Annotated in this window: 17 protein-coding genes; 6 read left to right on the top strand and 11 right to left on the bottom strand. The window is 69.2% G+C overall.

Annotation, left to right across the window (positions count from 1 at the left end; all coding sequences use genetic code 11):
* Positions 1 to 15: 15 nt before the first annotated feature.
* Positions 16 to 1,179 (bottom strand): ADP-forming succinate--CoA ligase subunit beta, encoded by a 1,164-nt coding sequence (gene sucC / locus ABTX24_RS16940; protein WP_091052902.1) that lies wholly within the window; start codon positions 1,177 to 1,179, stop codon positions 16 to 18.
* Positions 1,180 to 1,690: 511 nt separating this feature from the next.
* Between sucC and ABTX24_RS16935 the strand changes: the two genes are divergently transcribed.
* Positions 1,691 to 3,724: a M23 family metallopeptidase gene (locus tag ABTX24_RS16935; RefSeq protein WP_350841134.1), complete on the top strand. Its 2,034-nt coding sequence runs from the start codon at positions 1,691 to 1,693 to the stop codon at positions 3,722 to 3,724.
* A 155-nt stretch (positions 3,725 to 3,879) separates the two neighbouring features.
* Here ABTX24_RS16935 and pcrA read toward each other — a convergent pair whose 3' ends face one another.
* Positions 3,880 to 6,339, bottom strand: coding sequence for a DNA helicase PcrA (gene pcrA, locus ABTX24_RS16930; RefSeq protein WP_350841132.1), 2,460 nt, complete (start codon positions 6,337 to 6,339; stop codon positions 3,880 to 3,882).
* Between the two features lie 62 nt (positions 6,340 to 6,401).
* On the bottom strand, positions 6,402 to 6,764 hold the full coding sequence (locus ABTX24_RS16925) for a hypothetical protein (protein WP_160025265.1): 363 nt from the start codon (positions 6,762 to 6,764) through the stop codon (positions 6,402 to 6,404).
* Between the two features lie 170 nt (positions 6,765 to 6,934).
* Here ABTX24_RS16925 and ABTX24_RS16920 point away from each other — a divergent pair, with 170 nt between their 5' ends.
* On the top strand, positions 6,935 to 9,205 hold the full coding sequence (locus ABTX24_RS16920; RefSeq protein WP_350841130.1) for a SulP family inorganic anion transporter: 2,271 nt from the start codon (positions 6,935 to 6,937) through the stop codon (positions 9,203 to 9,205).
* A 2-nt stretch (positions 9,206 to 9,207) separates the two neighbouring features.
* On the opposite strand, the gene ABTX24_RS16915 is transcribed toward ABTX24_RS16920, so the two are convergent.
* Both ABTX24_RS16915 and ABTX24_RS16910 read right to left on the bottom strand, forming a co-directional pair.
* On the bottom strand, positions 9,208 to 9,855 hold the full coding sequence (locus ABTX24_RS16915; protein WP_350719667.1) for a LuxR C-terminal-related transcriptional regulator: 648 nt from the start codon (positions 9,853 to 9,855) through the stop codon (positions 9,208 to 9,210).
* The gene (locus ABTX24_RS16910) at positions 9,848 to 11,173 is read right to left on the bottom strand and encodes a PspC domain-containing protein (protein ID WP_350841128.1); all 1,326 of its coding nucleotides are present in this window, start codon (positions 11,171 to 11,173) and stop codon (positions 9,848 to 9,850) included. The genes ABTX24_RS16915 and ABTX24_RS16910 overlap by 8 nt, the downstream gene beginning before the upstream one ends.
* Positions 11,174 to 11,297: 124 nt before the next feature.
* On the opposite strand from ABTX24_RS16910, the gene ABTX24_RS16905 reads away from it, so the two are divergent.
* The 3 genes from ABTX24_RS16905 to ABTX24_RS16895 all read left to right on the top strand — a co-directional run bounded on the left by ABTX24_RS16905 (position 11,298) and on the right by ABTX24_RS16895 (position 14,531).
* Positions 11,298 to 12,596: a PspC domain-containing protein gene (locus tag ABTX24_RS16905; protein WP_350841126.1), complete on the top strand. Its 1,299-nt coding sequence runs from the start codon at positions 11,298 to 11,300 to the stop codon at positions 12,594 to 12,596.
* Positions 12,593 to 12,847, top strand: coding sequence for a hypothetical protein (locus ABTX24_RS16900; protein ID WP_350841124.1), 255 nt, complete (start codon positions 12,593 to 12,595; stop codon positions 12,845 to 12,847). The genes ABTX24_RS16905 and ABTX24_RS16900 overlap by 4 nt, the downstream gene beginning before the upstream one ends.
* A gap of 409 nt (positions 12,848 to 13,256) precedes the next feature.
* Positions 13,257 to 14,531, top strand: coding sequence for an HNH endonuclease signature motif containing protein (locus ABTX24_RS16895; protein ID WP_350841122.1), 1,275 nt, complete (start codon positions 13,257 to 13,259; stop codon positions 14,529 to 14,531).
* 657 nt (positions 14,532 to 15,188) lie between these two features.
* Here ABTX24_RS16895 and ABTX24_RS16890 read toward each other — a convergent pair.
* Both ABTX24_RS16890 and ABTX24_RS16885 read right to left on the bottom strand, forming a co-directional pair.
* Complete coding sequence (locus tag ABTX24_RS16890) at positions 15,189 to 15,809, bottom strand: TetR/AcrR family transcriptional regulator (protein ID WP_350841120.1); 621 nt, start codon at positions 15,807 to 15,809, stop codon at positions 15,189 to 15,191.
* Between the two features lie 29 nt (positions 15,810 to 15,838).
* The gene (locus tag ABTX24_RS16885) at positions 15,839 to 16,717 is read right to left on the bottom strand and encodes a glycerophosphodiester phosphodiesterase family protein (RefSeq protein ID WP_350716798.1); all 879 of its coding nucleotides are present in this window, start codon (positions 16,715 to 16,717) and stop codon (positions 15,839 to 15,841) included.
* A 160-nt stretch (positions 16,718 to 16,877) separates the two neighbouring features.
* Between ABTX24_RS16885 and ABTX24_RS16880 the strand changes: the two genes are divergently transcribed.
* Positions 16,878 to 18,056 (top strand): alpha/beta fold hydrolase, encoded by a 1,179-nt coding sequence (locus ABTX24_RS16880; RefSeq protein ID WP_350841118.1) that lies wholly within the window; start codon positions 16,878 to 16,880, stop codon positions 18,054 to 18,056.
* Between the two features lie 16 nt (positions 18,057 to 18,072).
* Here ABTX24_RS16880 and ABTX24_RS16875 read toward each other — a convergent pair whose 3' ends face one another.
* The 4 genes from ABTX24_RS16875 to fgd all read right to left on the bottom strand — a co-directional run bounded on the left by ABTX24_RS16875 (position 18,073) and on the right by fgd (position 21,846).
* Entirely contained in the window at positions 18,073 to 18,798 is a 726-nt protein-coding gene (locus tag ABTX24_RS16875) for an acyltransferase (protein ID WP_350841116.1), read from the bottom strand.
* Between the two features lie 20 nt (positions 18,799 to 18,818).
* Entirely contained in the window at positions 18,819 to 19,601 is a 783-nt protein-coding gene (locus tag ABTX24_RS16870; RefSeq protein ID WP_350841114.1) for an SDR family NAD(P)-dependent oxidoreductase, read from the bottom strand.
* A 97-nt stretch (positions 19,602 to 19,698) separates the two neighbouring features.
* Positions 19,699 to 20,673 (bottom strand): RNA polymerase subunit sigma-70, encoded by a 975-nt coding sequence (locus ABTX24_RS16865; RefSeq protein WP_350841112.1) that lies wholly within the window; start codon positions 20,671 to 20,673, stop codon positions 19,699 to 19,701.
* Positions 20,674 to 20,841: 168 nt separating this feature from the next.
* The gene (gene fgd / locus ABTX24_RS16860) at positions 20,842 to 21,846 is read right to left on the bottom strand and encodes a glucose-6-phosphate dehydrogenase (coenzyme-F420) (protein WP_160025275.1); all 1,005 of its coding nucleotides are present in this window, start codon (positions 21,844 to 21,846) and stop codon (positions 20,842 to 20,844) included.
* Between the last annotated feature and the right edge of the window lie 4 nt (positions 21,847 to 21,850).

Here is a 21,850-nt window from a genome sequence, read left to right as displayed (position 1 = left end):
TTCTCTCTCCTGACCTCAGGCGTTGGCCAGCTCGGCGGCCTTGTCGGCGCCGCCGTCCATGGTGTCGACGATGGTGACCAGCGGGTGGTTGGCCTCACTGAGGATCTGGCGACCCAGGTCCACGTTGTTGCCGTCCAGACGCACGACGAGCGGCTTGGTGGCCTCGTTGCCGAGGATGTCCAGCGCGCCGACGATGCCCTTGGCGACCTCGTCACACGCGGTGATGCCACCGAAGACGTTCACGAACACGGACTTGACCTGCTCGTCGTTCAGGATGACGTCGAGACCGTCGGCCATGACCTGCGCGTTGGCGCCGCCACCGATGTCGAGGAAGTTGGCGGGCTTGACGCCACCGTGCGCCTCACCGGCGTACGCGACGACGTCGAGGGTCGACATGACCAGACCCGCGCCGTTGCCGATGATGCCGACCTGGCCGTCGAGCTTGACGTAGTTGAGGCCCTTGTCCTTGGCCTTCGCCTCGAGCGGGTCCTCCTCGTCACGGATGACGAACTGCTCGTGGTCCTCGTGGCGGATCTCGGAGGCGTTGTCGTCCAGCGACACCTTGCCGTCGAGAGCCTCCAGCTTGTCGCCCTCCAGGCGAGCCAGCGGGTTGACCTCGACGAGCGTCGCGTCCTCCTCGGTGAACACCGTGTAGAGGCTCTGGATCATCGCGACGGCCTGCTCGAAGACGGGCTCCGGGAAGCCGCACTCGGTCGCAATCTCGCGCGCCTTGGCCTCGTCGACACCCTTGCCGGGGTCGATGCCGATCTGCTTCACGGCGTCGGGGTTGGTCTTGGCGACCTCCTCGATCTCCACACCACCCTCGACGGACGCGATGCAGAGGTACTGCCGGTTCGACCGGTCCAGCAGGAAGGAGAAGTAGTACTCCTCCACCGGCGGGGTCGCCGGCGTGATCAGCACCCGGTTGACCCTCAGGCCCTTGATCTCCATGCCGAGGATGTTCGAGGCGTGCTCGAACGCCTCGTCCGCGGTCTTGGCCAGCTTCACGCCGCCGGCCTTGCCTCGGCCACCGGCCTTGACCTGCGCCTTGACGACGCAGAAGCCGATCTCCTCGGCGGCCTTCCTGGCTTCCTCAGCCGTCTCGACGACGACACCTTCGGTCACGGCGACGCCGTGCTTGGCGAAGAGCTTCTTCGCCTGGTACTCCATGAGATCCACTGATCCACCTGGTCTGTGTGTTGCGGTACGGGGCGGCGTACCGCATGGATCAGCGGTCGACGCCCTCGTCTTCAGATGTGTCCGTCCAGCACCATAGACCCCGCCGAGCCGGTCTTACGAGCCCAGGGCACACGACGTGACGTATGCCACTAGCGAGGCGTGGGACCGGACACACCGGACATATACCAACAAATCGGCAACCTTGGGTAACAGACCGTAGCCGCACGTAGTGACCGCCGTTTGACCCCGTACGACGCGGCTCGAGGTCCGGGGACCGGACGGTTTTGACACCGTATCGAGGCTCAAATGGACCGAAGACACGCGTTTCGGGTGACATGAATATGCCGCAATCGAGTTCCGAATCTGGCGGAAATACGCAGATCAGCGACTGATTCGGCCGTCGCCGAAGGTGAAATCAGCGAAACGGGCGTGCCACATTTCTTGACCGCGCCCTCCGGTCCGTTACAGTCATGGCTCGCCGTCTGACCCCGAACAGCGGAGATATGAACTGATGGGCAACCACCGAGCCGACGTCACAAGTGACAGTCCGCGTTCGGTCACCCCTTCCCCCGGAGCAACCACGAGCAGCAGCAGCTACGTCGGGAAGCGGCGCGCAGCGCCGGCGACCGACAGCCCTGCCTCCAGGCCTGCCCCGCGAGCGACCGGATCGACCTCCTACGTCGGGAAGCGGCGCGCCGCGCCGTCCCCCGCCGTTGGGACCGCGAAGCCATCCCCCGCCCCTGAGATTCCTGAAGAGCCGGTTGCCAAGGCCCGGCCCAACCGCGTGGTCCTCGACCAGACCGGCAAGCTGCCGGTCGTCGGATCCCCGCGCGCTGACGAGACCCGCGACGGCCGCATCTCGACGGGTGAGCTGCGTGCTCTCGTCGAGGGCGACGGCCCTTCCTTCCCGGCCTCGTTCCCGACGCCGCCGCCTCCTGCGGCGACCCCGATCGTGCCCGTGCAGCGCCGGGCGGCCCAGATCGACCCGGTCCTGGCCGACCTGCTCTCCTCGATGGGCATCGACCCGGACAAGGTGACCCCCGAGGTGCTCGAAGACCTCGGCGTCGGAGGCATGACGACCTCCGAGCTCACCATGTTCCTCACCCAGCCGACCAAGCCCGCGCCGACCAAGGCGACGTCGAGCAGATCGGTCTCGACCAAGACGCCGCCGCGCGGCGTTCCGGCGGTTCCCGCAGCTCCGGTTGTTCCCGCGCCGGTGCTTCCCGAGCCGGTGGCGCCCGTCGCCCCGGTCGCTCCCGTCGCTCCTGAGCCGACCTTCCAGGCGCCCGAGCCGACGCACACCCCGAAGCCGCTGCGGATGGCCAACACGTTCGCGCCGCTGACCGGCAAGATCCGCGCCGTGCGCGAGGCCCGCCAGATCCCGGCTCCGCCGGTGGCCCCGGCTGCTCCGGCCTACGAGCCGGAGATCCAGGAGCCCCGCGGGTTCCAGTTCCAGGAGGCGTTCGACGCGCCGCCGACGTCGTTCAAGATCGACACGACCTCGTTCCCGGCCCCGCCGGTGTCGCTGCCGCAGCAGATCGACTTCGATTCGATGGCGATCGACCTGCCGGCCGAGACCTACACCGTCGACGCGCCCTACTACGAGGCGCCGCAGCCGCACGAGGCGTACTACCAGGACGACTACGCCGACGGCTACCACAGCGACCCGCAGCAGGCCGAGACCTACTTCCGCGCCGACACGGGCAGCGTCGACCTGCCGAGCATCAGCGAGATCGCGACCTACCGGCCCGAGCTGCACGACCTCCCGGCGGTCGAGACCACCGGCACGATGGTCGGCATCGGCGGCCCCACCCGTCCCCGCACCCGGCGCGCCGCCGCTGCTGCGGCCGGTGGCCGTCCGACGGTCCCGCTGACCGCCGGCGCCGCGGCTCTCGCCGCCGCCATCGGTGGCATCGCGCTGACCGGTGGTCCGACGATGGTCGCCGCCGATGACGTACGCCTCGTCGGCGCCACCGCGCTCGGTGGCGACAGCGACATGGTCGTCGTCGGTGACCGCTCCGCGACCGTCACCCGCAACGACGAGCGCTCCGAGGCCGACACCGCGGCGAGCGACCGCGAGAAGGCGCTCCAGGGCGTCGACGTCCAGGCCGACAAGCAGGACAAGTTCCTCAAGTCCAACATGTGGGAGCTGCCGATCCCGGCGGGCGTCTACCGCATCACCGGCACCTTCGGCTCCTCGGGCTCCAACTGGTCCAGCACCCACACGGGTCTCGACTTCGCAGCCCCCTACGGCACGCCGATCCGCGCGATCGCCCGCGGCACGGTCACCGAGACCGCCTGGGGCGGGGCGTACGGAAACCGGACGATCATCACCCTCGAGGACGGCACCGAGATCTGGTACTGCCACCAGAGCGACTACGGCGTCTCCGTCGGCCAGACGGTCTCCCCCGGCGAGGTCATCGGCTACGTCGGCTCGACCGGTAACTCCACCGGCAACCACCTCCACGTGGAGGTCCGCCCCGGTGGTGGTGACGCCGTCGACCCCGACGCCGCCCTCAACGAGCACGGCGTAGACCCGAGCTGACGCGCGCAGCGCGTCCCAGTGTGTAGCCGAGTCGGCGCAACTGCACGCCTTGGAGCGAAGCGAAGCGAGCGAGGCGTGCGGTTGCGCCGACTCGGCGCGTAATCATCTACAGTCAGCCCCGAGTCGGCCCGTTCTAACGAGCCGACTCGGCGTGACTAGAGCTTCTCGACCGGCGCGTAGCGCAGCAGCAGCCGCTTGACCCCGGTGTCGCCGAAGTCGATGCTCGCGACCTGCTTGTCGCCCGAGCCCTCGATGGTGACGACGGTGCCGAGGCCGAAGGAGTCGTGGGTGACCCGGTCACCCGGGTCGAGCGAAGGCACCTCACGGGCCGGCTTCGACTTGGCCGCGACATCGGCACGCAGCGCGGCCGAGGAGAAGTTGCGGCGGCCGGCGGCCGTGGGCTGGCCGAGACGCTGGCCACCGCCCCAGCTGTCGTTGGCGAAGTTCGGCCGGCCCCACGAGGACATCTCCTTCTCCGTACGCCGCCAGTCGACCAGGTCGACCGGGAGCTCGTCGAGGAAGCGGCTGCCGGGGTTGTGCGAGGGCGCGCCCCAGGCGGACCGGACGACGGCACGCGAGATGAAGAGCCGCTTCTCGGCGCGGGTGATGCCGACGTAGGCCAGGCGGCGCTCCTCCTCGAGCTCGGTGCCGTCACCGAGGGCCCGGGAGTGCGGGAAGACGCCGTCCTCCATGCCGGTGAGGAAGACCGCGGGGAACTCCAGGCCCTTGGCGGTGTGGAGCGTCATCAGGGTGACCAGGCCGTCCTCGTCGTCGGGGATCTGGTCCGTGTCGGCGACCAGGGCGACCCGCTCCAGGAAGTCGCGGAGCCCGGGCTCGACGGTTCCGGCATCGACGTCGGCCGGATCGGCACTGGGAGCCGCGACCGGGTCGTCGGAGAACTCACGGGCCACGGCGACGAGCTCGGCGAGGTTCTCCACGCGGGTCTCGTCCTGCGGGTCGTCGGACTCCTCGAGCGAGGCGAGGTAGCCCGATCGGTCGAGCACCGTCTCCAGGATGACGTCGGCACGCTCGCCGGCGGCGACCATCTGCAGCAGCTCTTCGACCATCGCGACGAAGGCCTTGATGTTGGTCAGGCTGCGGGTGGCCAGACCGGGGGCGTCCTCGGCCTTCTGCAGCGCGTCCCAGAAGGTCAGGCCGTCGCGCTCGGCGAGCGCGTTGACGCAGGCCACGGCACGGTCGCCGATGCCCCGCTTGGGGGTGTTGAGGATCCTTCGGAGCGAGACCTGGTCGTCGGGGTTGGCCAGGGTGCGCAGGTAGGCGAGGGCGTCGCGTACTTCCTTGCGCTCGTAGAAGCGCACACCGCCGACGACCTTGTAGGGCTGGCCGGTGCGGATGAACACCTCCTCGAAGACACGCGACTGGGCGTTGGTGCGGTAGAAGACGGCGACGTCGGCGGCCTTGAGCCCACCGTCGACCAGCTTGTCGATCTCGTCGGAGACGAACCGGGCCTCGTCGCGCTCGTCGTCGGCGACGTAACCGACGATGCGATCACCGTTGCCGGCGTCGCTCCACAGCGCCTTCTCCTTGCGCCCCTTGTTGTGCTTGATGACCGCGTTGGCTGCGGTGAGGATCGTCTGCGTGGAGCGGTAGTTCTGCTCCAGCAGGATGGTGGTCGCGTTGGGGAAGTCCTGCTCGAAGTCGAGGATGTTGCGGATGTTGGCGCCGCGGAAGGCGTAGATCGACTGGTCGGCGTCGCCGACCACCATCAGCTCCGCCGGCTCGGCACGCGGAGTCTCTTCGGCGTAGGTGTCGGTCAGCGCGGTGTCGTCCATCCGGTCGGCGCAGAGCTCGTGGACCAAGGCGTACTGAGCGTGGTTGGTGTCCTGGTACTCGTCGACCAGCACATGCCGGAAGCGGCGCCGGTAGACCTCGCGCACCTCCGGGTATGTCCGGAAGAGCTCGACCGTCGACATGATCAGGTCGTCGAAGTCGAGCGCGTTCGCCTGCCGCAGACGCTTCTGATACTCCTTGTAGGCCGCCACATAGGTCTGCTCGAGGTGGTTGCGCGCGTCCTTCTCGGCCGCCTCGACGTCGCGCAGCTCGTTCTTCTGGTCGCTGACCCAGTTGAGCACCTGGCCGGGCTGGTAGTGACGCGGGTCGAGGTCGAGGTCGCTGAGCACCAGCTGCATCAGCCGCTTCTGGTCCTGGGCGTCGTAGATGGAGAAGTTGGACTTCAGTCCGACCTTGTCGATCTCCTTGCGGAGGATCCGTACGCAGGCGCTGTGGAACGTGGAGACCCACATGATCCGGGCGCGCTTGCCGACCAGGGCCTCGACGCGTTCCTTCATCTCGGCCGCGGCCTTGTTGGTGAAGGTGATCGCCAGGATGCTGCCGGGATGTGCGCCGCGCTGCGAGATCAGCCACGCGATCCGCCGGGTCAGCACCCGGGTCTTGCCCGACCCCGCTCCCGCCACGACCAGGAGGGGCGCTCCCTCGTGCTGCACGGCGGCCTTCTGGGGCTCGTTGAGCCCGTCGAGGAGCTCTTCCGTGCTCGGGCCACGCCGTTTCGTACGCGGCTCGTCGGCCGGCTGCGCCGAGGCGAAGGCCTCGAGGCCCGGAATGGTGGCAACGGGGGTCTGATCAGGCGTACTCATGCTGACTCCAGCCTAGGGGCTGGCACCGACAAGTCGCGGGTCGGCGGGCCCGGTGAGAATCGTCAGGCAGCGACGTGCGCGGAGGACCAGAAGACCGCGACGCAGACGTTGATGATCGTCAGCCCGAAGATCGTCCAGTAGAGCCCGTCGGAGATCTTGGGCTTGCGCAGCTGCGACATCACCAGGCCGAGGATGACCAGGCCGATCACGAGCTTCACGCCGACCTTGGCGTGGTCGACCGGACCGTCGCCCATCTCGAGGACGCCGACGAGCAGCAGCCCGGCGAGGAACGCGGTGCCGGAGCCGTCGCGCATGAGGCCGTTGGCGACCTTGTCAGGGGCCTTGATCTGCACCAGCAGGCCGCCGAAGAGCGCTGCGAAGCCGAGCAGGTGAATGACGAGCAGGATGTGCCGCACGATCTCCATGGGCAAAGACTAGAGCCACCGCTTCGGAGCCCACCACGCGGTACCGCTTCGGCGCGTTTTCGAACGATCACACGATTTTGGTCACATTCGCCTTGGGGAATTCGGCGGCGTCTGCCTACTCTCACCGTGACCGCCACCATCGCTCTCGGCTCCGCAAGGAGGATTCTGACGTGTCATCACCTCGCCCGACCCTGCCCACCGGCGGGTCCAGACCGCTCGACCAGCTCCGCCAGTCCATCCGCTTCGACGTACCGGCCTCGCTGGTCGTCTTCCTCGTCGCCGTGCCGCTCTCGCTCGGCATCGCCGTCGCCTCCGGTGCTCCTGTCGCCGCGGGCCTGATCGCCGCCGCGGCGGGCGGCATCGTCGCCGGCCTCTTCGGCGGCTCCCCGCTGCAGGTCAGCGGCCCTGCTGCCGGCATGACCGTCGTCGTGGCCGAGACGGTCGCCGAGTTCGGCTGGGAGGCGACCTGCGCCATCACCGTGATGGCCGGGGTGCTCCAAGTCGTGCTCGGTGCCACCCGGCTCGGGCGCTACGCGCTGGCGATCTCGCCCACCGTCGTCAGCGCGATGCTCGCTGCGATCGGAATCTCGATCGTGCTCGGCCAGCTCAACGTCGCCCTCGGCGGCCGGTCGCAGTCCAGCGCGTTCGAGAACGTCAAGCACATCATCGGCAACGCTCAGGAACCCAACATCCACGCCGTCCTGGCCGGGCTCGGGGTGATCGCCATCCTGCTCGCCTGGCCACGGCTCCCGCAGCGGATCCGCGCGGTGCCCGGCCAACTGGTGGCCGTCGTCGCGCTCACCCTCCTCGCGGCTGCGTGGCTGCCGGGCGCCGAGCGGGTCGAGCTCGGCGGTGACCTGCTCGACGAGATCGGCTCGGTCGCGCTGCCGGAAGGCACCCCGCTCGCCGTGGCCGGCGCGGTGCTCACCGTCGCGCTGGTCGCGAGCGTCGAGAGCCTGCTCTCGGCGGTCGCCGTCGACAAGCTGCACGGCGGCCCGCGCAGCAACCTCAACCGCGAGCTCGTCGGTCAGGGTCTGGCCAACTCCGCATCCGGCGCACTGGGCGGCCTCCCGGTCACCGGCGTCATCGTGCGCAGCTCGACCAACGTCGCCGCCGGAGCCCGCACCCGTGTGTCCGCGATCCTGCACGGCGTCTGGGTGCTCCTCTTCGCCCTCGTCCTGGTCGGACTCGTGGAGCAGATCCCGCTCGCCGCTCTGGCCGGGCTGCTGATCATGATGGGCACCGGCCTGGTCCGGCCTGCCGACATCTCCCAGGCGCACGCCCGTGGCGAGCTGTGGATCTACGGCCTCACCATCGCCGGAGTGCTGGCGCTCAACCTCATCGAAGGTGTCATGATCGGCCTCGTGGCCGCGCTGGTCCTGGTGCTGTGGCGCCTGGTCCACGTGCGGATCGACGTACGGATGGCCGGCCAGGCCGCCGACGGCCGCGAGAAGTGGCTGGTCGAGGTGCACGGCAGCCTCTCGTTCCTGGCGACGCCGACACTGGTGAGCAGGCTCGACGAGATCCCGGAGGGCCAGGTCGTCGAGCTCGACCTCCTGGTGGACTACCTCGACCCGGCCGGACGTGACCAGCTCGACCACTGGCGCGCCCGCTACGAGGAAGCCGGTGGCACCGTGCTCGTGGAGCACTCCGGACCGCACGGCGACGAGGCGCCCCGTCAGGAGCGCGCGCTGAAGGCGCCGCCGATCAGCCCCCGCGGCCTGCTGCCGTGGAGCGCCTGGCAGGACGTACGCGCCGACCGGACCGATCGTCACCACCCGCTCGCCCTCGGCGTGCGGGAGTACCACCGCCGCCACGCGGCACCGCTGCGCCCGGTATACGAGGGGCTGGCCGACGGCCAGGAGCCGCACGCGGTCTTCCTGACCTGCGTCGACTCCCGGGTGGTACCGAACCTGATCACGTCGAGCGGACCGGGCGACCTGCTGACCGTGCGCACCATGGGCAACCTGGTGCCCGAGCCCGGTAGCCCGGACAGCTCGGTCGCGGCGCCGATGCTCTTCGGCGTGGACGACCTCGGCATCAACACCGTCGTCGTCTGCGGCCACTCCCGCTGCGGGGCGATCACCTCCGCGCTGGAGAGCACCCGTGCCGGGGACGTGCCGGCCGGGCCGGTCGGCGACTGGCTGCGCCATGCCGCTCCGGCCATCCACGAGTGGCAGGCCGGGCATCCGGTCGGCGCCGCAGCCGCCGCGGCCGGCCGGAGCGAGGTCGACCAGGTCTCCCAGGTCAACGTCGCGGTGATGATCGACCGCCTCGGGGAGCTCCTGGCAGGCCGGGACGTACGTCTCGTGGGGCTGTTCCTGGACATCTCCGACGGGACGCTGCAGATCCTGCGCGGCGACGGGTTCACGACGCTCACCGACGCGGAGACCGATGAGCTCGCCCACCTGATGGAGGCTCGCCCACCGGAGCCGGCCTAGGACTAGAGCAGGCGGCGGTCGTTGGCCCAGCGAGTGAGCTCGTGACGGCTCGACAGCTGCAGCTTGCGCAGCACGTTCGACATGTGGGTCTCGACCGTCTTGATCGAGATGAACAGCTCGCCGGCGACCTCCTTGTAGGAGTAGCCACGGGCGATGAGGCGCATCACCTCGCGCTCTCGTTCGGTCAGACGGTCGAGGTCCTCGTCGATGTCGGCGATGGCGATGGTGCCGGCGAAGGCGTCGAGCACGAAGCCGGCCAGACGCGGTGAGAAGACCGCGTCTCCGCCGGAGACCCGCTGGATCGCGGCGACCAGCTCGGCACCGGTGATGGTCTTGGTGACGTAGCCCCTGGCGCCGCCGCGGATGGTGCCGATGACGTCCTCGGCCGCGTCGGAGACGGACAGCGCGAGGTAGCGCGGCGAGCCGTCGACGGCGGGCGCCTTGCGCATCACCTCGACACCGCCACCGCCGGGAAGATGTACGTCGAGCAGCACCACGTCGGGCTTGCCCTCGGCGATCGCCTTGACCGCGGAGTCGACATCCTCGGCCTCCCCGACGATCCGGATCACCGGCGAACGGCTCAGCTCGGCGCGTACGCCGGTGCGGAACATCGCATGGTCGTCGACGATGACGACCTTGACCTCACTCATGGTTGCTCTCCATCCGCGGCTGCTTCAGCCGCACCTCGGTGCCCTCTCCCGGAGACGATCTCACCACAGCGCTGCCGCCGTGGCGCGACATCCGGTCGATGATGCTGTCGCGTACGCCGTGCCGGTCGGCGGAGACCTCGTCGACGACGAAGCCCGCTCCCCGGTCCCGGACGAAGACCTCGAAGGCCTCCTCGGTCGCCTCAGCGTAGACGTCGACCCGTCCGGTGCCGGCGTGCTTGGCGGCGTTGGTGACCGCCTCGCGAGTGGCGGCGACGATCGGGCGCACCGTCTCGTCGAAGGGGCCGTCGCCGACGACCACCACGTCGACGGTCACGCCGTGGGTGTCCTCGACCTCTGCTGCGGCCGCCTTCAGCGCGGCCGCGAACGTCTCGTCGGCCTCGGCCGGGGTCGAGAAGAGCCACTCCCGCAGGTCGCGCTCCTGGGCGCGGGCCAGCTTCTGCACCATCGCGGGATCGCCGGAGTTGCGCTGGATCAGCGCGAGGGTCTGAAGGACGGAGTCGTGCAGGTGGGCGGCCATGTCGGCACGCTCCTGGCTCCGGATCCGCTCCTCACGCTCGCTGCCCAGGTCGCTGGCGAGCTGGTGCATCCACGGCCCGACGACGAGGAAGCCCGCGCCGAGAACGATCAGCCCGGCGATGATCAGCGCGGTGGCGTTGCCGAAGTCGAGCTGGCCGCCGGCGAGGATCACCGCGAAGAGCATCAGGCCGACACCGACGCCGACCCGGACGTACGCCCGCCAGCCGCCCTTCCCGAACACCATCCGCACCAGGTCGAGGCGTCCGGTGCCGTCGATCCAGCGCTCTCGCTGGGCGGCATCGGCCTGGCGCCACAGCAGCGCGACACCGGCGACGCCGAGCATCGCCGGCCAGATCAGTGCACCGGCACCGAGCACGGTGTCGAAGAGCACCACGGCACCGAACCCGAGGGCGAGCAGCGCGATCGCCGGGCCCTTGTCGACACCGCCCGAACGCGCGGCGGGGCGGCGGCCACCGCGCGTCGCGCTCTCACCGCCTGGTGTGGACTGCTCCAGGAGAGGCGCGGCCGGGATGAAGATCCACAGGGCGGCGTAGAGCAGCACGCCGAAGCCGCTGAACACGGCGGTCACCACGAAGAACGCGCGCACGGCGAGCACCGGGAGGCCGAGGTGTTCGGCCAGGCCCGCGGCCACGCCACCGATCACCGACGCGTCGGTGTCGCGGTAGGCGCGGCGTACCGCTGGAGCGGAGCCCGGAGCCGTGGGGCCTGTGCGCTCCGGGGGCGGTTCCGGTAGCTCCGCGGTGGCGTGGGTTGTCGTCATGATGACATCCATCGTCACACCAACCACGGGTGTGTGCCATGAGGATTCACCCTGATCCTTGCTCGTCGAGAACTCAGGGCCGTCCCTGATGGTCTGCGGGGCGTGGAGGAGTCAGAGTAGGGGTGTGACGATCCCGCCCGAGGCGCCGCCGCCTCCCAACCCGGAGCCGCCACCGCCTGTCTCCGAGGCGCGCGCCCGGCCCAGTGTCGAGCAGCTGCGCAACCTCAGTGGCCTGCGGCGTACGACCCATGCCTCCCCGGAGGGACGGCACATCGCCGGCGTCGCGGGTGGGATCGCACGCCACTTCGACGTCGACCCGCTGCTGGTGCGCGTGCTGCTGGTCGTGGCGGTGTTCTTCGGGGGCGCCGGCGGGATCGTGTACGTCGCGGCCTGGGTGCTGGTGCCCGAGGAGGGTGCCGAGGACGGGATGATCCCCGTCGGACCACCTGCCCGCAACCTCCTGCTCTGGATCGCCGGCGGGATCGCGGCGATCTCGCTGCTCGGCGACGCGTTCGGCGACACCAGCGTCCCGTGGTTCTGGCTCGCGGTGCTCGGGGTGGTCGCGCTCTGGTACGCCAACCGCGGCAAGTGGGGCCGCAAGCGCAGCGGACCTCCTCCGTCCCCTGCCTCGTCCCCTGCCACCACGAGCATGCACGTTCCCGCGGCCCCGACGCGTACTCTTCCGGCGCCGTGGCCGCCCGGATCGTACGATCCCAGCGCGCCTGTCACCGTGGCCGGTAGGCGGCGCCCGCCGTTGCTGTTCGGCCGCGCCATCGCGGTCGCCGCACTGGTGGTCGGTGTCCTCGGGCTCGTCGACGTCGCCGACTGGGCGCCGGTTCCGACCAGCGCCTACCCGGCCGCGCTCCTGGCCGTCTTCGGTGGCTTCCTCGTGCTCGGCGCCTTCTGGGGCCGGGCCGGTGGGCTGATCTTCCTCGGGCTGCTGGCGCTCGCCGCACTGCCGCTCACCATGATCGACCCCTCGAACATCGACACCGGCAGCAGCATCGAGTCCCACCCGCGGAGCGTCGCGATGCTGGAGTCGTCGTACCAGGTCGACGCCGGGGAGATCACGCTGGACCTGAGCGCCATCGATGCGAAGACGCTCGACGGCCGAGAGCTCGACATCGACAGCTCTTTCGGTGAGATCACCGTGATCGTCCCCGACGACGCCACCGTCGCCGTCGACGCCTCCGTCGGCGCCGTCGGTGAGGCGCAGATCTTCGACGAGACCCGCAGCGACGTCGGCGGGTTCAACCTGGCCCGCACCCATGTCGCCGGGAAGGAAGGCAGCGAACCCGGTCTCGCCGACGACGCCGACCTCCATCTGACCACCACAGCTGACGTCGGCGAGATCAAGGTCTTCGAGGAGAGCGACCCCCGAGCCGCCGCCTTCGTCGGAACGGCCGAGAGGAGCAACCCGTGAGCTACGACTACGCCCCGCCGCCGCGTTTCGAGGACCAGGCGCAACCGCCGGAGCCCACCGGCCGGCACCCGGTCAACATCGGCCATCTGGTCATGGGTCTCGCTTTTCTGGTCTTCGTCGTCGTCTGGGCCCTGATCGTCAGCGGGACCGTCGTCATCCACAGCGTCGAGGACCTTCGCTGGCTTCTCCCGCTTCCCTGGATTGTCGGCGGCTCTATCGGGCTTCTTGCTGCGCTTCTTCGGAAGAACTGACTTCTTTTCGCGGGGGCGCGTTTGTCTTCTCTGCGGGATCGTTCTTCTTGGTTGGGGTGGGCCGCCGACCCGTTCTTTGAGGGTCTTCTCGACGAACCCCGGAGTCAAGGACGGCCTTCGGCCGCCGGCTTCGCCGGCCGCTTCGCGGTCCTTGACACCGGCGCCCGTCGAGAAAGATTTGGCTGGCTATCGGGGCGGCGGCCCGGGTGTGGCGCAGCGGAATCTTCCTTGGGACGGGTGAGGTTGATGGGACGCAAGGGTGGCCCTTCGGGCCACTTACCATCCACAGATACGAGGCCGTTCGCTCACCGCGAAAACAGCGGTTGACCTGGTCAAATAGGTGGCCAGACAGAGGCGGTGAGCGTAGAATCAGACCTATCACAGCACACCTCCGAGGAGAGGGACGGCGATGAGTCTCGGGCGTCCGATCGACCACTGGGGCACCAACCCCGGCGACGCGATCGACGCTGCCCTGGCCGCCATCGAGACCGCCCTCCAAGACCTGCTGACCACCGACCCGGCCTACTGGCGCACCGGCCAGAAGAAAGACCTGCTGGAACGGTTGGAGAAAATCCAAGCCCAACAAGCCGCCCTCAAACTCCGAGTGCTCGCCACGGCCGGCGACATCGCCGAGGAGACCGGCGCCAAAGACGCCTCCGCCTGGATGCGGACCGACCTCCTCGTCGACAAGGCCGTGGCTCGCTCCCAGATCAAACTCGCGACCAGTGTCGCGAAGTACGACCTCGTCGCCACCGGCCTCGCCGAAGGCGTCGTGTCCCAGGACAAAGCAAGGGTGATCACCCAAGCCCTCGACAAGATCGAGACCAACCCCCTCGCCAGCAGCGAAGACCTGATCCTCGCCGAAAAGCTCCTCGTTGACTACGCCACCCGGTTGACCGCCAACGAGCTCCGGATCGTCGGGAGACGGATCCTGGCCGAGATCGACCCGGCCCGGTTCGAGGACGCCGAAGCCAAAGCACTCCTCGCTGAGGAGGAACGGGCTCACCAAAAGACCGCGCTACGGGTCTGGGACAACCACGACGGCACCATCGGGTTCGACGGCGTCCTGCCGACCTCGATGGGGATGAGGTTCAAGCGGCTGGTGGAGGCCTGGGCCCAGCCCCGCAAACAACAACTCGTCGCCAAGGGCGCCCCGCTGCCGCGATGGGAACGACTCATGGGACAAGGCTTCTCGCGGCTGCTCGAGACCGTCGACCCCGCCGGGCTGCCCCGCCACGGTGGCGACGCCACCGTGGTCAACGTGGTGATCAGCCTGGAGGAGCTCCGCAAGGACCTCGGCATCGCGACCCTGGGTTACGACGAGACCAACGGCACCACCATCACCGCGGCCGAGGCGAGGCGGATGGCGTGCAACGCCACCATCATCCCCTGGGTCCTCGGTGGCGACAGCGAGGTCCTCGACGCCGGCCGGGGCAGCAGGTTCTTCCAGCCCATCCAACGCAAGGCGATGCGGCTCCAGCACAAGTGCTGCCAAGCCGAAGGCTGCGACATGCCACCGGAATGGTGCGATGCCCACCATCTAGAACCCTGGGCCGCCGGCGGCAAGACAGATCTCAAGGACGGGGCGCTGCTCTGTCCCCACCATCACCGCCTGGCCCACAACGCGGCGTACGTCCATGAGCGACTACCCGACGGGACCATCAGGTTCACCCGTCGCCCGTGACCGGCTGGGCGAGGAATCACACCATCGGGTCCTGCTCCTTCGGGCCTGACGACTCCAACCATCAACCGGTTTCAGCTCTTGCCGAAGCCGGTCGTTCTGGTGCCCGGCGAGCGTTCCAGTCGGCTTTTCTGGACTCCACGCTCGCGTTTCCCCACTCGCCGGGACGCTTCCCCACCGCAGCGACGGTTCCCCACGCTCCGGTGCATGGGGAGCCTCCACGCCCGTGGGGAACTCTCCCGATCAGTGGGAAACGCGCGACCCTGCCGCCACCGAACCCGACCCGGCCAGACCGACGCAACCTTGTGCACGATTCACAAGGTCACGCCCACTGCCGTAGGCACCCACGAGGCACGACCCGCCAGCGCGCACGACCAGCCCACGGCCCCCAAGCCCGCACCCAACTGAATCCGCTGCGCCAAACCCTCGCCGCCGACCCGATACAGGCCAAATCTTTCTCGATCGCGCACCGGGTCAAGGATCGCCGCAGGCGACCGGCGAAGCCGGCGGGCGAAGCCCGTCCTTGACGCGGTGCGCGATCGAGAAACAATCGAACCAAGGGTCGGCGGCGAACCCCGAAACGAAACCACGGCCACCTCCGCAGCGGCGAACCGAGACCAAAACCAAGACCGACGAAGCCCGACAACGAAGCCGGCCAGCCTAGGAGACGCTCGAGATCTCCCCCGCCCACCGCCCGATCAGCTCAGCCTCATGCGGAGGCGGCCCCGGGAGGCGGCGGCTGGCTGCCTCGGCGCGCAGGCCGTCGCAGACGAGGGCGAGGTAGCGGCGACGCAGGGCGGCGCTGCGTACGTCGTCTCCTACGTCGATGCGACTGATCTGCTCGAGGAGCACGGTGATGTCGGCGCGGGTGACGTCGGGGCGGAGGATGCCGCTGCCGCGGGCGCCACGCAGGAGGCGGTTGGTGGTGTGTACGGCGAGCTTGTCCAGGTCACGCAGGACCTCGTCGAAGCTGACCTCGTCGCGCAGGGCGAGGGTGAGCCGCGGGAGTCCGTCGTCGAGCACCTGGCGCAGGAAGCCCGTGAACGCGTGCCACGGGTCGTCGGTGTCGCTCAACGCCGCCTCCGCGAAGGCGATGTAGCGGCGATAGCTGTCGGCGGCGACGGCCCGCAGCAGTGTCTGCTTGTTGGCGTAGCGCCGATAGAGCCCGGCCACTCCCATCCCGGCCTCCTCTGCGACCGCGGCCATGGTCGCGCGGGGGTCCCTGAGCAGGACCTCCCGAGCGGCGATCAGGACCGCGCGGTCCGCGTTGAGGGGCGGCATGCCCCACACCCTACGTGCGGGCGCCAGCCTCAGGCGGTCTGAACCTGTGTGATGTCGGCCAAGGCCGCGATCGGACGGTTCGGGTAGTCGGCGAACACGCCGTCCACACCGGCCTCGAAGAGGCGATTCGCCTGGTCGCGGCCTGCTTTCAGGGTCCAGACGAAGACCAGCAGACCGTGCTCGTGGGCCTCGTCGGCCAAGCCGGTGGGTGGCTGCCCCTTCTTGCGGACCATCGACTTCTTGGGGCCGATGGCCTGGGCGTACGTCGCGATCTCCGCGCAGTCGACCGCGCCCCACTTCTTGTCGACCAGCTGCACCAGCGGAAGGTCGGTGCGGGTGCTCATCTCCCGCACCCACGCCTCGTCGAAGCTCTGCAGCCACAGCCGCTGGGTGGGCAGGCCCGGGAGACTGTTCCAGGCGTCGACGCCGTGGTCGGCGAGGGTCTGCAGCAGGGTCTCGGTGACGGGCAGGCCGATGGAGGCGAAGTACGTCGGGTGCTTGACCTCCACGTGCAGCCCGACCCGCCGCCCGCGGCGCTGCGACTCGTCGGCGACGAGCAGCAGGAGCGTGTCGAGGGTGATGATCGGCTGGCTCGACGTCGGCGCTCCGAGGCTGAGCAGCTCGGAGAAGGTGAAGTCCTCGGTGAACCAGCCGGTCCACTTCTTGCCGCTGATGACCTTGGTCGTACGCCGCTCCGCGAACTCCAGTCGGGAGGCCACGTCCGTCGTGCGGGAGAGCTCGTTCTCGTGGCGGAGCACCATCACCCCGTCGCTCGTCATCACCACATCCGTCTCGAGGGCGTCCACGCCCTGGCGAAGCGCCAGGCGGTAGGACTCCAAGGAGTGCTCCGGCAGATAGCCGGGCGCTCCGCGATGGCCGATCACAAGGGGGCGGTGGGCCGATGCCATGGCGTCAAGCGTGCGTGCCGGCAGCGACGCTGCGGCGGGCGCAATGTGAATGGGACGTTACGAGCGGCGGGCCGTTCGGAGGTTCGATGGACCTCGACCGCGGGTCGCGGGTCGGATAGCCATTTGACCTGAACCGAGGTCCAGGTCGGAGGCTTGCCCCATGAGTGAGCAAGAAGTGCGGTTCGGCATCGGAGAGGTCGCCGCGCGTACCGGCCTCGAACCCGACACACTGCGGTACTTCGAGAGGGAGGGGATCGTGCCTGCCCCTCGGCGTGACGCTGCTGGGCGCCGTCAGTACGTTGCGGCCGATGTCGACGTGATCCGCATGCTGGTCCACCTACGCGAAACCGGGATGCCCCTGGCCGACATCGCACAGTTCACCGGAGCCGACGCCGAGGTCACCGACCCGTCGCAGTTGCGGCTGGAGCTGCTCACCGCACATCGCCGTCGTGTCGAAGAACGCCGTGAGGCGTTGGACCGGGCCCTCGAGGTGATCAGCCGCAAGATCGCGGACTACACCGATCAAGCAACCGGCTCGTTGAACGTCCTCGAGCGGCCTGACACGGAGATCACGTACAGCGTCCAGGGGAAGGGGCCGCTGCTCTTCCTCGTCGGAGCGCCGGCAGGGCGAGCCGGGTTTGCAGCTCTCGCGGCGGACCTGGCAGGGCAGTTCACCGTCGTCACCCATGATCCTCGCGGCATCGGGGCCAGTCGCGTGAGACCTGGAATGGCTGCGCCGACGCCCGAGGTCCTCGCTGGAGACCTTGCTGCGCTGGTCGACGCATTCACCGGCGCACCGGCGTTCTTCGTCGGTACGAGCGGCGGAGCCGTGACCCTTCTCGAGCTGGCCAAGCAGCATCCCGAGATCATCGGATCGGCCGTGCTGCACGAGCCGCCCCTGATCACTCTCCTCGACGATTCCACCCTCGCCGACCGCGCTGCAGCGGCCTTCGCCGTCGCGACGACCGATCCTCAGCAAGCCGTGCAGCAGTTCTTCGACCTCAGCGGCGCCGCCCACCACACGGCGCAGGATCAGGTGCCTCCCGCGCACATCGCGCTGCCGGAGCTACCGCCCGAGGAGCTCGACAAGAACCGCTACTTCCTTGGCCAGATGGCCGGCCCCAGCGTCTTCTACGAGCCCGATATCGAGGTCATCCGTCGAGTCCGGCTGACCGTGTGCGCCGGCGCGCTGAGCCATCACCAGATGGCACGTCGGGCGGCCCAGGCCCTGGCCGATCTGCTGCGTCAACCGTTGATCGACATGCCCGGAAACCACGTGGGCGCCAGTGCGGTTCCCGCCGAGTTCGCTCGCGCTCTCGTGCCGTTGCTCGAGCTCTGAGCACACGGCGCAGGGATCAGGGGGTGTCCTCGCCGGACCAGACCACGTTCTCGCGGATCAGTCGGGCGGGGACGCCGGCCACGGCCGTACGCGGTTCGACCTTCTGGTTGCGGACCATGGCGCGCATGCCGACGACGGCACCGTCACCGATCTCAGCGTGGCCGGTGACGATCACGTCACGGCCGAGCCAGACGTGCTCGCCGAAGCGGATGTTGGCACCGTACGGATTGATCCGCTGCCCCGTCTCACCGTCCTCGAGCCGGTGCATGTCGTCGGTGGCGACGTAGACGTTTGCCGCCCAGAGCTGGTCGCGGGCAGCCACGATCGAGCCGCCGTTGCGGGCGTCGATCTGCGCGCGCGAGGTCGCCACGAGACCACCGGAGAGGATCACCGCGGAGCCGCCGCCGCAGTAGATCTCGCCCCAGACCATGCTCGTGTCCGGGCCGATGAAGATGGTCGGCGAGTCGCCGCCGACCAGCAGCGCCTGCATCGAGGTGATGTCGGTCGCGATCACGATCAGCGCGTCGGAGAACGGGTAGAACCCGAGCAGCTCGATCAGCCGCTTGTCGAGGGGGAACCCGTCGCGCAGGTAGAGCGCGTTGCCGCCCTCGTGCCACCACTCCGGCAACGGCCCGGTGATCTCGCTGAGCTGGAGCCCGGCGAGCACCTCCGGCTCGAGCCCCGCGGCGATGAGCCGCTCCCGATGTACGTCGGTGAGCGGCTCACCCCTGGTCCAGGACATGCCGGGAACCTTAACCCGGTTCAGCTCGGGTACATCCCACTGGTCACGTTGAGCCAGGTGCCGGTGATCGCGCCGGCGCCGTCGGAGGCGAGGAAGGTCGCGGTGTCGGCAACCTCCTTCAGCCGCGGCGACCGCTTGGTCATCCGCATGCCGTCGAGGTTCGCCCGGATCCCGTCGAGTGCCTCCTCCGGCAGCCGCGTCCCGAGGACCCGCTCGAACTTCTCCGCGGTGAACGTCTCGGTGATCCCGGCGGTCCAGATCCCCACGACGCGTACGCCGGAGGGACCGACCTCCGCGGCGAGATCACGGACGAGCGCGTCGAGGGCACCGTCGGCCGCGCTGGTCCCGCCCATGCCGGGCGCCGAGCCACGTGCGGAGCCGGAGTCGAGCGCGAGCACGACCCCGCGGCCCTGCGCAACCATCTGCCGCGCGGCCGCGCGGGCGGTGTGGAAGGAGCCGGCGATGCCGCGTACGACCGGCTGGGTGAAGTCGGCGGCCGAGATCTCCAGCAGCGTCTGCCCCTGGATGTCGCCGCGGTCGGCGACGTTGAACGAGATGTCGAGCGAGCCGGTCTCGGCGACGACCCGCTCCACGAAGGCGACCACGGCGTCCTCGTCGAGGATGTCGACCACCCCATAGCCGGCTGCGCCGACCTCCTCGGCTCTGGCCGCCAGGCTGGCCTCGGTCCGGCCGGCGAGGTAGACCGTGGCACCCGCCTCGGCGAAGGCCTTCGCGGTCGTCGAGCCGATGTCGCCCGCGCCGCCCCAGACGATGGCGGTGCGGTCCTGAAGCTGTGCGTTCATGATGTCTCCTGAGCTGTCCTCACACACCTGGTGTGCGTGATCCGACCGTTAGGACGTACGCGACACCACCCACTCATCGGGTCGGCCAGAACTTTTTTCAGGTCAGCGCCTGCGGGAGCCCGAAGGCGGGGAAGAGATGCGGCTCGAAGGTGGTGATCTGGGCGAGCCGCCCGTCGACGATCCGGAGCACGTCGAGCGTCTGCGGGCGGTAGATCGTGGTGCCGGGGCGGCGTACGTAGCCCGCGACCGCTGGCATCCGGTTGGCCTGCGCCGGGATGAACTTCCATTCGCCCAGGTAGGTCGGCGAGGCCGGGTCGAGGTTGGGCAGCACGAACGACAGCAGCGCGTCGCGGGTGGTGAACCAGAACGGGTTCGGCGGCATGGTCAGCACGGCGTCGCTGGTCAGCAGGTCGGCGATGCCCTCACGCCAGTTGCTCGCCCCGGCGGCGATGTAGGCGTCGATGACCTTCCGCTCCTCCTCGGTCGGCCCCTCGGTGCGCCACGTCGACCGGTCCTCGGGCAGATGGCGGCGCAGCGCGGGCTTGGCCCGCTGGAGCAGCGAGTTCACGGTGGCGACGGTGACGTCGAGCGCGGCCGCGGTGTCGGCGGCCGACCAGCCGAGCACCTCACGGAAGACGAAGACCGCCCGCTGCTGCGGGGTCAGGTGCTGGATCGCGGTCAGGAAGACCAGCTCGATCGTCTCTCGCGCGACCGCCTCGTCCTCCGGGCGCTCCGGCTCGAGCAGGGAGTCGGGGAACGGCTGGAGCCACTCCAGCAGCTCCGGGGGCTCACCGGTGCCGTGGTCGAACCCCGGCAGCGGGGCGTACGTCCTCGGCCGCCGTTCGTTGCGGCGCAGGAAGTCGAGGCAGGTGTTGGTGGCGATCCGGTAGAGCCACGCCCGCATCGCCTCGGGGTCGGTCAGCTGGTCGCGCCGCTCCCAGGCCTTGACCAGGGTCTCCTGCACCAGGTCCTCGGCCTCGTCGAAGCTCGCCACCATCCGGTAGCAGTGCACACGCAGCTCGCGCCGGTGCTTCTCGGCGGCGTCCACGAACGGGTCGACCATCAGGCTCATGCCTGGTGAGCGTAGGTGCCTGCCGACCACACCGGAAATGGAATTCGCAACCGATCCCAAACGAGTGCAACACAACACATCCGGACGGCGTACCACGTATGTGGGGCGGTCCTCCCAGGGCCCCGGTTCTGATTCCCGGCCGGGGCCCTGGCCATGCTCCGGCCCAGCTCAGGCGAGAGCGCGGAGCTTGGGGAGGATCTCCTCACCGTAGAGCTTGAGGAACTTCGCCTGGTCCGGACCCGGGGCGTGGAAGACCAGGTGGGTGAAGCCCATGTCGAGGTATTCCTTGATCCGCGCGACGTGCTCGTCGGGGTCGGTCGACACGATGAACCGCTTGGCGGTCGCCTCGGTCGGGAGCGCGTCGGCGAGACGCTGCATCTCGACCGGGTCCTCGACGGAGTGCTTCTGCTCGGCGCTGAGACCGAGAGCGCCCCAGAAGCGGGTCGCCTCCATCGCCTGCTCCAGGTCGTGGTCGAAGGAGACCTTGACCTCGATCATCATGTCCACGTCCTCCGGCTTGCGCTCGGAGAGCTCGATACCGGTCCGTACGGCCGGGAGCAGCGTGTCGGTGTAGAGCTCGGCGCCCTTGCCCGACGTGGTGATGTAGCCGTCACCGGCTCGGCCCGCGTACTTGGTCGCGGCCGGACCGCTGCCGGCCAGGTAGATCGGGACCGGCGTCGACGGCTTGTCGTAGATGGTCGCTCGGTCGAGCTGGTAGTAGTCGCCCTCGAAGGTGACCCGGTCCTCGGACCAGAGCTTCTTGATCACGCGCACCGCCTCGCGGAACCGTGCGAACCGCACCTTGCCCTCGGGCCACTCGATGCCCAGCGGGGCCTCGTTCATCGCCTCACCGGTGCCCATCCCGAGCACGACGCGGTCGGGGAAGAGCGAGCCGAGGGTCGCGAAGGACTGCGCCACGATCGCCGGGTGGTAGCGGAACGTCGGGGTGAGCACCGAGGTGCCCATCACGATCCGCTCCGTGCGCGCACCGAGCGCGCCCAGCCAGGTCATCGCGAACGGCGCGTGACCGCCGTCGTGTCTCCAGGGCTGGAGATGGTCGGAGATGAAGACCGAGTCGAAACCCTGCTCCTCCGCCATCACGCCGTAGTTCAGCAGCTCCGTGGGTGCGAACTGCTCGTTGGACGCCTTGTATCCGAACCTGATCTCCGTCACACGG

Source organism: Nocardioides sp. NPDC127514, assembly GCF_040302125.1.
In the GTDB taxonomy this organism is placed as follows: domain Bacteria; phylum Actinomycetota; class Actinomycetes; order Propionibacteriales; family Nocardioidaceae; genus Nocardioides.
The sequence above is the reverse complement of the archived record's forward strand: the minus strand, read 5'-3'. Positions and strand labels throughout refer to the sequence as shown.

What these genes read in the sequence shown, in the direction of transcription:
- ABTX24_RS16935 (WP_350841134.1), top strand. Translation starts at nt 1,691, where the DNA reads ATGGGCAACCACCGAGCCGACGTCACAAGTGACAGTCCGCGTTCGGTC.
- ABTX24_RS16870 (WP_350841114.1), bottom strand. Translation starts at nt 19,601, where the DNA reads ATGAACGCACAGCTTCAGGACCGCACCGCCATCGTCTGGGGCGGCGCG.
- ABTX24_RS16865 (WP_350841112.1), bottom strand. Translation starts at nt 20,673, where the DNA reads ATGAGCCTGATGGTCGACCCGTTCGTGGACGCCGCCGAGAAGCACCGG.
- ABTX24_RS16885 (WP_350716798.1), bottom strand. Translation starts at nt 16,717, where the DNA reads ATGGCATCGGCCCACCGCCCCCTTGTGATCGGCCATCGCGGAGCGCCC.
- ABTX24_RS16890 (WP_350841120.1), bottom strand. Translation starts at nt 15,809, where the DNA reads ATGCCGCCCCTCAACGCGGACCGCGCGGTCCTGATCGCCGCTCGGGAG.
- ABTX24_RS16880 (WP_350841118.1), top strand. Translation starts at nt 16,878, where the DNA reads ATGAGTGAGCAAGAAGTGCGGTTCGGCATCGGAGAGGTCGCCGCGCGT.
- ABTX24_RS16925 (WP_160025265.1), bottom strand. Translation starts at nt 6,764, where the DNA reads ATGGAGATCGTGCGGCACATCCTGCTCGTCATTCACCTGCTCGGCTTC.
- ABTX24_RS16910 (WP_350841128.1), bottom strand. Translation starts at nt 11,173, where the DNA reads ATGACGACAACCCACGCCACCGCGGAGCTACCGGAACCGCCCCCGGAG.
- ABTX24_RS16875 (WP_350841116.1), bottom strand. Translation starts at nt 18,798, where the DNA reads ATGTCCTGGACCAGGGGTGAGCCGCTCACCGACGTACATCGGGAGCGG.
- pcrA (WP_350841132.1), bottom strand. Translation starts at nt 6,339, where the DNA reads ATGAGTACGCCTGATCAGACCCCCGTTGCCACCATTCCGGGCCTCGAG.
- ABTX24_RS16895 (WP_350841122.1), top strand. Translation starts at nt 13,257, where the DNA reads ATGAGTCTCGGGCGTCCGATCGACCACTGGGGCACCAACCCCGGCGAC.
- ABTX24_RS16915 (WP_350719667.1), bottom strand. Translation starts at nt 9,855, where the DNA reads ATGAGTGAGGTCAAGGTCGTCATCGTCGACGACCATGCGATGTTCCGC.